Raw genomic sequence first — 13965 nt, 5'->3', positions numbered from 1 at the left:
TCGGGGGGCGTCACCCGGTGCCGGTGCCGGTGCCGGGGACGGGCGCCAGGTCCGGGGTGACGAGGGTGGCGGCGGGCGTGCCGTGTAGCCATTCGGCCAGGAGGGTGCGTTCGGTGTCGTTGAGGTACAGGCGGGCGTTGGCGCACAGCGTTTCGACGTTGCGGAGGAAGGCGTCGGCGAGGTCGTCGGCGGAGGCGACCGGGTGGGCGGTGGAGGACCAGTAGCCGGAGTAGACCAGCCCGGTGGTCACGAACGCGATGGCCTTGCGGGCGATCGTCTGCATACGTTCGGCGCAGCGGTCGCGGACCGCGCCCGAGGTCTGGTTGCCCTGGAAGCCGTTCTCGCTGACCTCGGCGTGCAGTTCCTCGAAGAGCACCTGGTACTCCTCGGGGGAGAGCCGAGGCGCTCCGGTGACCGTGGCCACCCGGTCGATCAGGTCGCGGACCGGTTCGCGCACGTGGTCCATCCGACCCTGACCGTTGGGTCGGGCCGAGGGCGGCTGATGTCGGGTGCGGTCGTAGATGTAACCCGGCGGGACCCGGCTGATCAGCAGCTTCTCGTCGGCGCCCTGCTCCAGCATCAGTTCGAGCAGGGACGAGAAGGTGGTCGCGCCGCCCCAGCGGGTGCGGGTGACCTGCTCCCGGCCGACCTGCTGGAGCACCGAGTGGGCCAGCGTCGCGAGCACGATCGGCTCGTCGGATCCGCCGAGTTGCGCGCGCACGTGCGCCATCACCTGCTCGCGCACGCCCTCGTCGGCCGGTGCGACGTCGATCTCGTCGCGCAGCGCCCGTTCGATGAACTCCTGGTCGCTGATCACCACGTCGCCCGCGGCGACGTACGCCTGGGCGGCCGGACCGCTGGCGATCACCATGGTGCGCCGGTCGTGGCTGCGCAGCCGCAGCAGCACGGGCGTGAAATCCGCGTCCGCGCTCATGATGATGACCTCGTCGAACCGGGTCGAGTGCTGGAGCGTGTCCAGTACGTCCATCACCATGTGGATGTCCGCACTGTTCTTGCCCCGGCCCGTCAGCGGCGGGCAGTCGATCACGCGAAAGGCCGACCGCGTGAAGAAGGCCCGGTAACGGTCGTGCATGACCGGGTTGAGGTAACAGTTGCGTACGAGCAGCGATCGGCGCAGGCCACGCTCGATCGCCTCGTTCTCCAACCACTCCAACCACTGGGACGGCTTCCGGGCGAAAATTTCCGCCGAAGCCCGATCCGTCTCGCGCAGCCCGCTGTAAATGTTGTCAAAATCAAGAAAAAGCGCGCTGCGAATTCTGCCTGGTATGCCCGAATCCATACTCATGTCCATGCCTGCCTCCCCCGATGCGTACGGCTTCAATCTGTCCGACGCGTCACGTGTGGGCAAGCGAGGCCACTCACGGTCCGCTTGTGATCTTGGCCGTCTTCCGATCCGCGCGCACCCGGGTTAGGTTGCGAAGCGAAAGCTTGATCGTGCCATGTAGGTGTGTCTGTCCGTCAGGAGTCGTGCCGTGTCGGGACGTTGGAGCACCACCCTGGACGTACTGCTGCGAGAGCGGGCCGCGGATCCCGCACCCGGGCTCCGCCACGAGGATCGGGCCTGGTCCTGGGCCGAGGTGGTCGCCGAGTCGGCGCGGCGGGCGGCCCTGCTGCACGCCCTGCGGGTCGAGGGCAGGCCGTGGCACATCGGGGTGATGCTGGAGAACGTCCCGGAGTTTCCGCTGCTCCTGGGCGCCGCGGCGTTGTCCGGCGCGGTGATCGTCGGGCTCAACCCGACCCGGGTCGGCACCGAACTGGCCCGCGACATCGATCACACGGACTGCTCGCTCGTGATCACCGACGCGGCGCACCTGGAGCAGCTGCGCACCGCGGCGCCGGACTTCCCGGCGGACCGGCTGTTGTGCGTGGACGACGCGTCCTGGGCGGCGGCACTGGAGCCGTACGCGGGAGCCGAGCTGCCGGCCGAGCGGCCGAGCGCCGACGACACCTTCATGCTGATCCTCACCTCCGGGACCACCGGACACCCCAAGGCGGTGATCTGTTCGCAGGGCAAGGTCGCCTCGCAGGGGGCCAGCGTGGTGGCGATGGAACGGCTCACCGGCGCGGACGTCGCCTACTGCGCGATGCCGCTCTTCCACTCCAACGCGATCATCACGTGCTGGGCGCCGGTGGTCGCCGCAGGGGCCGAACTGGTGCTGCGGCCGCGGTTCTCCGCGTCCGGCTTCCTGCCCGACGTGCGGCGGTTCGGGGTCACCTACGCGAACTACGTGGGCAAGCCGCTGTCGTACATCCTGGCCACACCCGAGCGTCCCGACGACGCGGACAACCCGCTCACCCGGGTGTTCGGCAACGAGGGCGGGCTGCAGGACGTCGAGCGCTTCGCCCGGCGGTTCGGCTGCACGGTGCGGGACGGGTTCGGCTCGACCGAGGGCGGCCTGTCCTTCGTGCCGGTCCCGGACATGCCGCCGGGCGCGCTGGGCCGGCCCAACGGCGATATCCGGATCCTGAACCAGGACACCCGCGAGGAGTGCCCGCCGGCGGCCTTCGACGCCGAGGGCCGGATGACCAACCTCGAGGACGCGGTCGGCGAGCTGGTCAACATCGGCGGTGCGGGCGCCTTCGAGGGTTACTACAACAACGCGGCGGCGACCGCGCAGCGCATGCGCGAGGGCTGGTACTGGAGCGGCGACCTGGCCTACCGCACCGAGGACGGCCTGGTCTTCTTCGCCGGCCGCAGCGGCGAATGGCTGCGCGTGGCCGGGGAGAACTTCGGCGCGGCGCCGGTCACCCGGATCCTGTCCCGACACCCGGACGTCGCGGTGGCCGCGGTGTACGGCGTGCCCGACGAGGCGGCGGGCGACCAGGCGATGGCGGCCCTGGTCCTGCGCGAAGGCGCGAGCTTCGAACCGGCCGCATTCGCGGCCTGGTTGGCGGCGCAGTCGGACCTGTCCCGGGCCTGGCACCCGCGCTACATCCGGATCGCCGCGGCGCTCCCGCAGACCAGCACGAACAAGATCCTGACCCGAGTCCTGGTCCGCCAGGCCTGGTACACCGGCACCGACGAACTGTGGTGGCGCGACGGCAAGGACGGCCCGTACCGACGGTTCACCGAGGCCGACCGCAGAACCCTGGAGAAGGCCTTCGCCGACCGCGGCCGGGCACACGTGCTGGCGCTGCTGGATCGGTGAGTCGGGGCGGTCGGGGGTCGATCCCGGTGCGGCCTCAGCCGTCGGTTGCGGCGAGGCCGATGCCGAAGGCGCCGATGACGGTGCCGGTCGTGGCGTCGAGGGTGCGGCGGAAGCGGGGGCGGCGGAGCTTCGTGCGCAGGCTGTTCGCGCCGAGGATGATCGCCGTGAACCACACCATGCCCTCGATGTCGTGGACCAGCGCGAGCAGTATCCCGAAGGCGAGGTGCGGTGCGCCGGAGGGCATGAACTGCGGGATCATCGCCATGTAGAAGACGCCCACCTTGGGGTTGGTCAGCGACGTGAGCACGCCGCGCCCCCACGCGGACCACAACCCCGGAGCGGCCTTCGCGCCGGCCACCGGGGCGGCCTCGACGTCGGTGTACCGGTTCACCCACGCGGCACGCAGGAGTCCGTAGGCGAGCCAGAGCAGGTAGCAGGCGCCGACGATCCGCAGGCTCGTATAGGCGACCCGGGAAGTGGTCAGCACGGCCGAGACGCCGGCCGCCGCGGCGGCACCCCAGACCAGGGTCCCGGAGCCTATGCCGAACGCGGTGGCGAACCCGTGCCGAGGCCCGCGCGCGAGCGCCGCCCGCAACACGATCGCGGTATCCGGGCCGGGCATTATCGTCAGCAGCCCGGCGACCAGGGCGAACGAGGCGAGGTGGGTCAGCACGTCCATACGGGCCATGCTGCCGGCCCCTCCCAGGGGCCCCGACGGCGGGCGCGGAGCGGCCGCGCGACCTGCTGACACGTCGTCACGACGAGGCCAGGACCGAGGGTTGGGCAAAGTCACGCCCCTTGCCCGGCATCGCATAGCAATCGGCCGGGCCACACATGGCCGGGGCCGGGGCCGGTTCCGGACGGACGGCTGGCGGGCCGCTCGTTCGCCCGCCCGGCCGAGCGGCTGGCCGCTCGCCCGCCCGTTCGTCCGGGAGCAGGCCGGGGGCTGGGCGAAGTCGCGGTTCGGGCCTGGTGGGCTCGGGGTCGGACCGCACCGGCCCGACCCGGTTCGGCTTCGCCTGGCCGGCCCGTTCACCCGGCCCTGCCGCCCTGCCGAGCCCCGCCACCCGGCCCGGCTCGGCGCCGGCTCGTCCGCCCGGCCGGCCCGCTTCACCTGGCCCGGCTCCGGCGGTCCTCGACTTGCTCGGCTTGGTACGGCCGCCGCCCGGTTCGGAGTTCGGCTCGATCCCGTCCCGCTCGACCCGACCCTCTTGCTTGGCCTCGTCCCGCTCAGCCCCGATCCGATGTGTCGATCGGTTCGGGTGGGTGGGGGCGGTGGGGGTGTCGGCCGTGCGTGTTCTCACAGGCCCCAGAAGCGGCCTTCGAGGCCCACCGCTGCAAAGTAGCCCGCTGCCGAGGCCGGGTCGCGGCGTTCGTAGCCGCGGTTCAGGCGGCCCTCGTACCAGTGTTCGGCCAGGCGCCACAGCTTCGTGAGGTCCAGCACGCAACCGCGGGTCTGGCCCGTGCGGGCGAGCCAGCCGTCCACGCAGCCCTCGTCGCAGAACAGCCGCTGATTCCCGCACGCGTGCACCACGTCGTCCCACAGTGTGGTGATCGGGACCAGGAAGTGCGCCACCTCGTCGCCCTTGGGCGGCTGTTCGGTGCCCACGTTCCAGGCGAGGGCCTGCTCGCAGCCCGGGCAGCGGGTCGCGACCAGGACCTCCTCGCCCACCAGGTGCGGTATCGCGAAGGAGTCCCACGCACAGCCGCCCCACCACAGCGTGCGTGGGCCCATCACCGAGAAGCCCAGCGGAACCGCGCTGAACGGGTGTGCCATCACGATCGCGCCGTCGCGCAGCACGATGTGCCGCCGCTCGTGCAGGGCCCACAAGCCCGCCCGCACCGTCGCCTCCGAGACCCCCAGGGTCGCGGCCAACTCCGGGTCGGAGGGCGCCCGCCCGGTCTCGGCGAAGCCGCGGTAGATCGCCAGGCGCAACTGTTCGACGCTCACGAGGTCACCTCCCGCTCGGGCACGACCGTGCCGGGAGTCTCGCAGTCCGGCTCGGTGACCGCGGCCCCGGGCACCCGCGCGGCCGGTATCGCGGCTACCCGATTGCGCCGGGACTGGCGGATCGCGTCGTAGGTGAGCACCGCGAGCGCCGCCCACACCAGGGCGAAGCCCGCCCACCGCGCGGCCGGCATCGGCTCGTGATAGACCGCGACGCCGATCCCGAACTGGATGATCGGGGCCAGGTATTGCAGCATGCCGATCGTGCTCAGCGGCACCGTGTTCGCGGCCACCGCGAAGCACAGCATGGGGACCACCGTGATCAGGCCCGCCGTCATCAGCATCAGCGCCTGCGGCGTGCCCTCGTGCCCGAACGTGCCCTCTCCGGACCAGGCCAACCAGGTCAGGTAGCCCAGAGCGGGCAGGAACATCACGGCCGTCTCGATCGTCATCGAGTGGGTGGCGGGCAGGTTCATCCGCTTCTTGATGTAGCCGTATGTCGCGAACGACGAGGCCAGGGTCAGCGCGATCCACGGGACTCGGCCGTAGGCGACGATCAGCACCACCACCGCCGTGACGCCCATCCCCACGGCGGTCCACTGGACCGCCCGCAACCGCTCCCCGAGCACCAGGACACCGATGCCGATGAGCACCAACGGCGTGATGAAGTAGCCCAACGAGGTCTCCACGACCTGGTCGTGGTTCACGCCGTAGATGTAGGCGCCCCAGTTGATCGAGATCATCACCGCGGCCAGCGTGACCGTGGCCAACTTGGCGGGCGTGCGCACGATCTCGCGGATCCAGGACCACTGCCGGAGCGCGGCGAGCAGGACGACCATGCACAGCAGTGACCAGGTCATCCGGTGGGCGAGGATCTCGACGGCGCCGGCCGGCTTGACGTGCGGCCAGTAGAGCGGGAAGAGACCCCACATGACATAGGCCGCCGTACCCAGGAGCAAACCGCGTCGTTCTGAACCCATGCCGCCGACGGTACTGGCGAAGTGGCCTGCCGTCAGGAGCCAATTTCGGACGGGTGGATCCGTTGCGCCGAGGCATGTGCCCGGTCCTCAGTCGCCCTCGCGGCTCAAGGCCTCCCATCGGGTGTACTCCTCCCGGCGTGCCCGGTCGAGTTCGGCGACCATGTCGAAGGCCAGGCCGCCCAGGATGATCCGGCGGGGTGGGTCGGGCAGATCGACGACCTTGAGCAGCACGGCCGCCGCCTTGGCCGGGTCGGCGTCCTTCGACTCGCCCCACATCTCGGCCAGTTCGGCGCGCAGCGGGGCGTACACCTCGTTCTCGGTGGTCATGGTCAGGCCGTGGGTGAACAGCGCCGTCTCGTAGCCACCGGGCTGGACCAGGGTCACGTGCACCCCGAAGGCCGCCGCCTCCATCGCCAGGGCACCGGTCACGCTGTCGAGGGCGGCCTTGGTCGCGCTGTACAGACCCGTGGACGCGAAGCCGACGGCGGAGCCCATCGAACCGATCTGGAGGATGTGCCCCGAGCCCTGCTCGCGCAGGTAGGGGAGCACGGCCTGGGTCACCCACAGTGCGCCGAAGAAGTTGACGTCGAAGTGCGCTCGGGCCTGTTCCTCGGTCGCCTCCTCGATCATGCCGATCAGACTGGCGCCCGCGTTGTTGACGACGATGTCGAGCCGGCCGAAGGCGGTGACGGCGCGGGCCACGGAGCGGAACACCGCGTCGCGATCGGTGACGTCGAGGGGCATGGGGACGAAGCGGCCGCCATGCTCGGCGGCGAGGGCGGCGAGCGGCCCGACATCCCGCGCGGCGCCGACGACCCGATCACCCGCCGCGAGTGCGGCCTCGGTGAAGGCTCGCCCCAAGCCTCGCGAGGCACCGGTGATGAACCAGACGCGGGGGTCGCGGTTGGTGGGGTTGCGGGCGGTGGTCGTTTCGGTCGCGGTGTCGGCGGCAGGGGTGGCAGTCGCGGTGCTCATGGGAGTGGGCTCCTTCGCGGTGTCGGCGGCAGGGGTGGTGGTGGCAGGGGTGTCGGCGGTGGCGGTGGTCATTGGAGTGGGCTCCTTTGTTTCGGCGGTGCCGGAAGAGGTCGGCTGATTCGGGGTGAGGAGGGTTCGGGGCAGGCGTGGGTGGGGCGGTTCGTGGCGTGCTCGGGAGGGGCGCTTGGGAGGGGGCCTACCTCGGCCGATAGCCGGACGAGGTCGCCGTGCGGTGATCGGTCCGCACGGGGCGAGGGATGGCGATTCGCGCCTCGCGGCGGTGACGTGGCCGGGGCGGCTCGGGGAGCGAAGCGGCGCGCCGGATGGCAGCCGCGGCGTCGGCGGCTTCGGCGGTGATCCGCAGGCCGGTTTGCGTCGCGGGGCGGGTGTCGAGGACGGAGAACGTGTCGGTGGTGCGGTCGGTGATCGGTGCGGCGGCGGCCGGGGTGCGGAACATGAGCGACAACTCCTCGGAAGTCGGAGGGCAAGAAACGGGGCATCTGCGAGACGAGACGGTTCGTCTCGCTTCGAGATCCAGCATGCACCTCCCGAATGCCGATGTCAATACGAGACGGTTCGTCTCGTGGATCGGCTAGGATGCGTCCATGACCATCGACAACACGAACGGCGGCGCCGAGCCGCGCTCGGGTCCGGGCGCCGAGGCCGCCACCGGCCGTGCCGCCGCCAAGCCGAATCCGTCCCGACGCAGCGAGCAGTCCCGCCGCGCGATCCTCACCGCCGCCCGCGAGTTGGTGGCCGAGCTGGGCTTCGCGAAGCTCACGATCGAGGCCATCGCGGCGCGCGCGGGTGTCGGCAAGCAGACCATCTACCGGTGGTGGGGCTCCAAGGGTGAGGTCGTCTTCGAGGCGTTCCTGGCGCTGAGCGACCCGGGGGAGGGCATCGTGCTCCCCGACACGGGCGACGTCGAGACGGATCTGCGGTTCCTGATGCGCGAGACCGTCGCCGAGTTCGCCGACCCCGCGTTCGAGGGTCCGATCCGCGCGCTCAACGCCGAGATCATCAACGACCCCAAGCTCGCCAGGCTCTACCACGAGAAGATGGCCGCACCCGTCGACGAGGCGAAGAAGGAACGCCTGCGCAGCGCCCAGCGGGCCGGGCAGATCGCCGCCGACGTCGACCTCGACCTGGCTCTCGAACTGCTCTACGCCCCGCTGTACCAACGCTGGCTGCTGCGCTCCGGCCCGCTCACGGAGGAGTACGCGGACAGCCTGGTGGCGCTGACCCTCAAGGCGCTTCGCCCCTGATTCGTCGGCGACGGGGGATACCGCCACGGTCCGCCACGGGTGAAGACCCGCGAATCGACCATATGTGTCGATCGAGGGCGTTAGCGTGTGTGCGGTGACCACCTTGGGGGTGTCGTGAAGCGCTCAAGCAGGCTGGGCAACCCGGCGTTCGTCTCTGCCCGGCACCAGCGCAAGTGGTACTCGCAGGAGGCGTTCGCCGAGGCTTACGAGCGGGTGGCTCGGGAGGAGGGCGTCGGCATCTCCATCTCCCCACGCCAAGTGCGCCGGTGGGAGTCCGCCCGCCCGCCTTGGCCACATCCCGATGCGCGCCGAGTGTTGACCGCGATGTTCGGTCTTCCGTTGGAGACGCTCGGTTTCAGAGCGCCGTACGACCTCGACTCCGTCGAGCGAGCCGCGCTCGCCCCCTCCGGCGCGCGAGCCACCACGCGGGAGGAAGAGGACGAGTGGCGAAACCTGCTGGACGACATCCCGGAGCGGTTGGGGCAACTGATCCGGTTGGAGATGAACGCGATCTCACTGCGGTCCTACGAGACTTTGATGATCCCCGGACTACTCCAGTCGCCGACCTATGCGTTGTCGGCAATCCAGATGCGCAACCCGACGATCCAGAGCTCCGCGGCCTATGAGCGCGTGCGTATCAGGATGCAACGATCGGAACGGTTGATGCGATCGGGCCGACCCGCGTCGTTCATCGTCTCGGAGGCGGCGTTCTACCAACCGATCGGCGGACTCGCGGTACTGGCCGACCAGATGGGGCACCTGTTGACGCTCGTGTCCGAGCATCCTCAGGTGTCTGTTCAGGTTCTCCCACTCGACGCGGCGTACGTGGTGCCATCGCCGTGTCTGCTCCTGGAGGTCTCGCCCGGCCGGACGGTCGCGTGGCTGGAACAACTGACCGGCTCTGTGCTGGTGGAATCCCCCGATGATGTGATGTCCTTCCGGGCAGTCTTCGAGCGCTTGTCCACAACGGCCCTGCCATGCGTGGCGACGCTCGAACGCATCGACGAGCGGAGACGAGAACTATGCACGGCGGTCGAGGTGGCAGCGCACCGGGTTGGCGTACTTCCTCCTACACAGACAACGACAACTGCGTCGAGGTCGCGTCCCTGGGCGCCGCCGTCGGAGTGAGGGACAGCAAGATCGCCGATTCCCCGGTGATAGCCGTCAGCGCGGCCTCATGGGCACGCCTCACGGAGCTGGCCGGCCGCTGATCGGCGATACGCGCAAGCGCGCTCCGGTGACCGATCACGGAGACGTCCCGCCGACCTACGGCCGTGCCTTGGACAGCCGTTCGCTCGGTGCGTCGTGGCGGATGGGCGCTTGAGGTAGGCGCAGCCCGATCCCGCGCTTGTCGGCCCGTGCTTGTCCCGCGTGTGAGGTACGCGGCTTCCGGGCGCCGGATCGTGCCACTCCACGCGTGACCCGCCCCTGGGCCCGTCCCGGCCCCGACCGCTCGGCCCCGTCCGGCTCCGGCCTCGGCTCACCCGGCGTCAGCTTCGGCTCGGTCCCGACCCGCCCCCATCCGACCCGACCCAACCCGACCCGGTCCGGCTCGGCCCACCCCGGCCCACCCCGGCCCACCCCGGCCTCCGTCCCGGCCTCGACCCCACCCCCGCCCGATCCGACCCGATCCGCCCCCGCAACGCGACCCGCGTGTCCGCGCGGCATGGTGACTTTCGCGATCAGGCCGGCCCCGTTCGCGTGATTCGGACTTCGCGTGAATCGGCCCGGTTCTGCGTGATGTGGCTTCGGAAGTGCCCGGCCGAGTCGGTCGAAATCGCGTCATAGGCCACCGGGGTCAGGGAACCTGACGGAGAGTCACATCGGCCGGTGGATATTGGGGATTGGGGCTGCGGTACCGTCACGGACGGTGCCGAATTGTTATTTGACGGACCGTCAGATTTCTCCTTACCGTGGCCGTATATCCACGTCTGGATCAAGGAAACGACGCCACCCCGCTCCCGGGACGGCGTGCCTTGTGCTTCCCGAATGCAGGAGCGTCCCGTGCGAACCGTGAACTCCACACCCTTCAAAACCCGCCTGCTGCGCCGCTCCGGCGTGCTGGCGGGCCTCGTCGGCCTGACGCTCGGCGCCACCGCGTGCGGTGGCGACGACGACTCCGGCAGCGGAGCCTCCGGCTCGATGACGGTGCTCATCACCCAGGAGGCGAAGGGCATCGACCCGATCATGACCACGGTGTCCTCCCTCACCGGCGGCAACCAGGCCGCGGCCGTGTTCGACATGCTCTTCTGGATCAACCCGAAAACCGGCAAGGCCGAACCCCAGATCGCCGAGAGCGCGACCGCCGGCGAGGGCAACTCGGTCTGGACGATCAAGCTCAGGCCCAACGTCAAGTTCTCCGACGGCACCGCGCTCGACGCCGAGGCGGTCAAGTTCAACTGGGAGCGGCACGCCGACCCGGCGAACAAGTCCGTGCAGTTCACCGCCGTCAAGGGGATGAAGTTCGACGCGGTCGACGCGCAGACCGTCAAGGTCACGCTGCCCGCGCCGAACGCCCACTTCGACCTGGTGGTCGCGCACAACCTCGCCTTCATCGGATCGCCCACCGCGATCAAGGCCGACCCCAAGCTGTTCGCGCAGAAGCCGGTCGGCGCGGGCCCGTTCAAGCTCAAGACGTGGATGCGCGACTCGCAGCTCACGCTCGAGCGCAACGGCTCGTACTGGAGTCAGGGCAAGCCCGCGCTCAAGGAATTGATCTTCAAGCCGGTGATGGACCAGAAGCAGCGCCTGGCCTCGCTGTCCTCGGGCCAGGCCCAGCTGATGACGACGGCGCACTTCCCGTCGACCGAGCAGGCCAGGAAGGACGGCATGGCGGTCACGCTCGACCCCAAGAGCGGCGGCTTCATGACCATGTTCGACACCTCCAAGCCGCCGTTCAACGACCCGCGCGCCCGCCGCGCGTTCGCGTTGATCATGAACCCGGACGATCGCAACCAGACGATCCAGGGCTCGCCGGGTCAGACGCTCAAGAGCTGGTTCCAGCCCGCGTCGCCGTTCGCCGACCCGGCAGCGGTGTACGCGACCAACAACCGCCCCGAGGCACAGAAGCTGCTCGACGAACTGGCCGCCGAGGGCAAGCCGCTGAGCTTCACCTACACGACCAACAGCAGTGCGAGCGCGCGGATGACGGCCGAGTACTGGCTCACCCAGATCAACGGCATGAAGAACATCACGATGAAGACCGAGTTCCTGGAGGGCGCGGCCTACATCCAGAAGGTGATGATCAACAACGACTTCCAGGCCTCGGAGTTCGTGGTCACCTTCGACGAGCCGGAGCCGGTGCTGTACAACTTCACCCACTCCAAGGGCTCGGAGAACCGCACCAAGTGGAACAACCCCGTCGTGGACAAGGCGCTCGACGACGCCCGTAACACCGACGACCAGGCGGTCCGCAAGGCCGCCTACCAGAGCGTGCAGGCAGAGATCGTCAAGGACGTCCCGTTCTTCTCGTACGAGAAGTCCTTCGCGGCGGCGGTGCAGGGCAAGAACAGCAAGATCGAGGGCCTGTCGCTGTTCGAGGACGGCCTGATCCTGTTCGACCGGATCGCACTCAAGTAGTCACCACGGCACCGGCCGGGGCACCTGCACTTGCGCCCGTGCCCGCGCCCGCGCCCGTATTCGCATTCGCGACAGCGACCGCGCCGAGCGGCCGAGCCGGCCCGGTGAAGTGACACCACGTCAGGGACGCACGCACCGTGCGTCCCTGACGCCGTGTCAGGCCCGCGCCACGCGGATGAACAGCGCCTCGGCGTCCGCGACGAGCACGCCGTCGGCGTACGACCGGGCGGTCACCCACGCCTTGCGCCCTTCGATGCGCGTGACGCCCGCCTCGTAGTCGATGCGCGTGTACAGCGGCGTCGCCCGGCGCATCCGCACGGTCAGCCATCCGGTCATGCCGAGCGTTCCCGAGCCGGACTGTGCGCAGCCCATCACCTCGTCGAAGGCCGCGGCCACATATCCGCCGTGCACGCGCCCGTACGGTCCCTCGTACGCGGCGCCGAACGTGGCATGCGCCCGTACCAGCGGCCCGTCGCCGGTGATCCGCATCGGCGGCGCCAGCGGGTTCGCGGCGCCGATGAGGGGGCCGCGTTCGTGCAGCGCGAGATCGCGTGAGGTGGGTGTGCCGTCGCCCACACGGGCCAGTACGGCGATGCGATCCGCCAAATCTGATACATCGTCAGCTACGCTTTCCAGCGTGCTCGCGGCATCCTTCGGATCGACCGACTTCACCGCCTCGATCAGGCGGCGGGTCGCCTCGGCCAACCGGTGCCGCGCCGCGCGTCCGGCGCTGTCCGGCTCCGGCTGCGGCGTCCAGGTCAGCCGCAACTCGCGCAGCACATCGGGCGATACCGGCGGATCGAGGACCTCGATGGGCTCGAGGGCGCTCGTGGGATCGGGGGCTGCGGCGGCGGTCATGACGGCTCCCGGGTGAGGTGGCCCTGGCTTCGGTCGGGCGAATGGCCGATCATTGCATGTAAAAAGAACGAGTTCTAGTTTTGGCGGGCCGCCGGCACGGCCGGCGCCGTCGTAGTACCGAATCGCAGTCACAGTAGAGGAGACGTCATGCCGATCGATGCCGCGAAGGCCACCGGAGCCGAGCCCCGCACGGGTGAGATCGCCTGGTCGAACAAGGACGTGATCCTCTACCACCTGGGCCTGGGCGCGGGCACCCCGGCCACCGGCGCGGACGAACTGCGCTACACGTACGAGAAGAACCTGCACGTGCTGCCGACGTTCGCGACGGTGGCCGGCACCAAGGTCGGCGGCAGCCTCTCCGCCCTGCCCGGCATCGACATCAACCTGCGCGCGGTGCTGCACGGCGGCCAGGAGATCGTCGTACACAACCCGCTCCCGGCCAAGGCCAAGGGCGTCAAGGCCACCAGCCGGGTCGCGGACGTGTACGACAAGGGCAAGGCCGCCGTCATCGTGCTGGAGTCGTCGGCCGAACTCGAGGACGGGACCAAGCTGTACGACTCCCGCGCCGAGATCTTCGTGCGCGGCGAGGGCGGCTTCGGCGGCGAGCGCGGTCCGGTGACCAAGATCGACGTGCCCGAGCGGCCCGCCGACCACACCATCGACGTGCCCACCAGCGCGGACCAGGCGCTGCTGTACCGCCTGTCCGGCGACTGGAACCCGCTGCACGCCGACCCGGACTTCGCCAAGGCGGCCGGCTTCGACACCCCGATCCTGCACGGCCTGTGCTCGTACGGCCTGACCCTGAAAGCCGTCGTGGACAACGTGCTGGGCGGCGACGTCTCCCGGGTCAAGCGCTACCGCACCAAGTTCGCCGGCATCTTCTTCCCGGGCGAGACCATGCGGATCCGGGTCTGGGAAGAGGACGGCAAGCTGCTGATCAACACCTCGGCCGTGGAGCGCGACGACGCGATCGTGCTGTCCGACACGGTGGTGGAGTACAGCGCCTGACGGCGGGACCCATGCGCGACGCGGATGCCGCCGCATCCGCGTCGCGCCCGGGGCATCGGTCGGGCGAAGCTCCGGGGTGTGTCTAGTTCGGCCCGAGTTCGGTAGCGCCGATCAGCTGCGGTTCGATTTCGGTCTCGGCGATCAGCAGCGGGCTGTCCGGCGCCGGTAGACCGGGCTTCCCA

At 69.9% G+C, this 13965-nt stretch carries 13 protein-coding genes; 6 read left to right on the top strand and 7 right to left on the bottom strand.

What is annotated here, in order from left to right; translation table 11 throughout:
- Positions 1-10 precede the first annotated feature (10 nt).
- Positions 11-1300, bottom strand: a complete 1290-nt coding sequence (locus ACIBM5_RS38725; protein WP_396011432.1) for an NYN domain-containing protein — start codon at positions 1298-1300, stop codon at positions 11-13.
- 193 nt (positions 1301-1493) lie between these two features.
- Between ACIBM5_RS38725 and ACIBM5_RS38720 the strand changes: the two genes are divergently transcribed.
- Positions 1494-3170, top strand: coding sequence for a long-chain-fatty-acid--CoA ligase (locus ACIBM5_RS38720; protein ID WP_396011404.1), 1677 nt, complete (start codon positions 1494-1496; stop codon positions 3168-3170).
- Between the two features lie 34 nt (positions 3171-3204).
- On the opposite strand, the gene ACIBM5_RS38715 is transcribed toward ACIBM5_RS38720, so the two are convergent.
- From ACIBM5_RS38715 to ACIBM5_RS38695, 5 genes are all read right to left on the bottom strand, one after another.
- Positions 3205-3858: a LysE family translocator gene (locus tag ACIBM5_RS38715; RefSeq protein WP_396011403.1), complete on the bottom strand. Its 654-nt coding sequence runs from the start codon at positions 3856-3858 to the stop codon at positions 3205-3207.
- A gap of 612 nt (positions 3859-4470) precedes the next feature.
- Positions 4471-5121 (bottom strand): organomercurial lyase, encoded by a 651-nt coding sequence (gene merB / locus ACIBM5_RS38710; protein WP_396011402.1) that lies wholly within the window; start codon positions 5119-5121, stop codon positions 4471-4473.
- On the bottom strand, positions 5118-6098 hold the full coding sequence (gene rarD, locus ACIBM5_RS38705) for an EamA family transporter RarD (protein ID WP_396011401.1): 981 nt from the start codon (positions 6096-6098) through the stop codon (positions 5118-5120). The genes merB and rarD overlap by 4 nt, the downstream gene beginning before the upstream one ends.
- A gap of 87 nt (positions 6099-6185) precedes the next feature.
- A complete protein-coding gene (locus tag ACIBM5_RS38700) occupies positions 6186-7145 on the bottom strand; it encodes an SDR family NAD(P)-dependent oxidoreductase (RefSeq protein ID WP_396011400.1) in 960 nt (319 codons plus the stop codon).
- A gap of 124 nt (positions 7146-7269) precedes the next feature.
- Positions 7270-7530 carry a hypothetical protein gene (locus tag ACIBM5_RS38695; protein ID WP_396011399.1) on the bottom strand — a complete coding sequence of 87 codons (261 nt, stop codon included), beginning with the start codon at positions 7528-7530 and terminating at the stop codon, positions 7270-7272.
- A 148-nt stretch (positions 7531-7678) separates the two neighbouring features.
- Between ACIBM5_RS38695 and ACIBM5_RS38690 the strand changes: the two genes are divergently transcribed.
- From ACIBM5_RS38690 to ACIBM5_RS38675, 4 genes are all read left to right on the top strand, one after another.
- Positions 7679-8338 carry a TetR/AcrR family transcriptional regulator gene (locus tag ACIBM5_RS38690; RefSeq protein ID WP_396011398.1) on the top strand — a complete coding sequence of 220 codons (660 nt, stop codon included), beginning with the start codon at positions 7679-7681 and terminating at the stop codon, positions 8336-8338.
- A gap of 114 nt (positions 8339-8452) precedes the next feature.
- A complete protein-coding gene (locus ACIBM5_RS38685; RefSeq protein WP_396011397.1) occupies positions 8453-9466 on the top strand; it encodes a DUF5753 domain-containing protein in 1014 nt (337 codons plus the stop codon).
- Entirely contained in the window at positions 9445-9549 is a 105-nt protein-coding gene (locus ACIBM5_RS38680; RefSeq protein WP_396011431.1) for a DUF397 domain-containing protein, read from the top strand. Before ACIBM5_RS38685 ends, ACIBM5_RS38680 begins: the two co-directional genes overlap by 22 nt.
- Before the next feature lie 802 nt (positions 9550-10351).
- Positions 10352-11917 carry an ABC transporter substrate-binding protein gene (locus ACIBM5_RS38675; RefSeq protein ID WP_396011396.1) on the top strand — a complete coding sequence of 522 codons (1566 nt, stop codon included), beginning with the start codon at positions 10352-10354 and terminating at the stop codon, positions 11915-11917.
- 156 nt (positions 11918-12073) lie between these two features.
- Here ACIBM5_RS38675 and ACIBM5_RS38670 read toward each other — a convergent pair whose 3' ends face one another.
- Complete coding sequence (locus tag ACIBM5_RS38670; protein WP_396011395.1) at positions 12074-12775, bottom strand: PaaI family thioesterase; 702 nt, start codon at positions 12773-12775, stop codon at positions 12074-12076.
- A gap of 147 nt (positions 12776-12922) precedes the next feature.
- Here ACIBM5_RS38670 and ACIBM5_RS38665 point away from each other — a divergent pair, with 147 nt between their 5' ends.
- On the top strand, positions 12923-13783 hold the full coding sequence (locus tag ACIBM5_RS38665; RefSeq protein ID WP_396011394.1) for a MaoC/PaaZ C-terminal domain-containing protein: 861 nt from the start codon (positions 12923-12925) through the stop codon (positions 13781-13783).
- The last annotated feature ends 182 nt before the right edge of the window (positions 13784-13965 follow it).

The organism is Embleya sp. NPDC050493 (assembly GCF_044458105.1).
Lineage (GTDB): Bacteria > Actinomycetota > Actinomycetes > Streptomycetales > Streptomycetaceae > Embleya.
Note: the sequence above shows the minus strand (reverse complement) of the source record. Positions and strands in the feature narration are given on the sequence as shown.

What these genes read in the sequence shown, in the direction of transcription:
- ACIBM5_RS38715 (WP_396011403.1), bottom strand. Translation starts at nt 3,858, where the DNA reads ATGGCCCGTATGGACGTGCTGACCCACCTCGCCTCGTTCGCCCTGGTC.
- ACIBM5_RS38670 (WP_396011395.1), bottom strand. Translation starts at nt 12,775, where the DNA reads ATGACCGCCGCCGCAGCCCCCGATCCCACGAGCGCCCTCGAGCCCATC.
- ACIBM5_RS38725 (WP_396011432.1), bottom strand. Translation starts at nt 1,300, where the DNA reads ATGGATTCGGGCATACCAGGCAGAATTCGCAGCGCGCTTTTTCTTGAT.
- ACIBM5_RS38665 (WP_396011394.1), top strand. Translation starts at nt 12,923, where the DNA reads ATGCCGATCGATGCCGCGAAGGCCACCGGAGCCGAGCCCCGCACGGGT.
- ACIBM5_RS38700 (WP_396011400.1), bottom strand. Translation starts at nt 7,145, where the DNA reads ATGACCACCGCCACCGCCGACACCCCTGCCACCACCACCCCTGCCGCC.
- rarD (WP_396011401.1), bottom strand. Translation starts at nt 6,098, where the DNA reads ATGGGTTCAGAACGACGCGGTTTGCTCCTGGGTACGGCGGCCTATGTC.
- ACIBM5_RS38695 (WP_396011399.1), bottom strand. Translation starts at nt 7,530, where the DNA reads ATGTTCCGCACCCCGGCCGCCGCCGCACCGATCACCGACCGCACCACC.
- ACIBM5_RS38690 (WP_396011398.1), top strand. Translation starts at nt 7,679, where the DNA reads ATGACCATCGACAACACGAACGGCGGCGCCGAGCCGCGCTCGGGTCCG.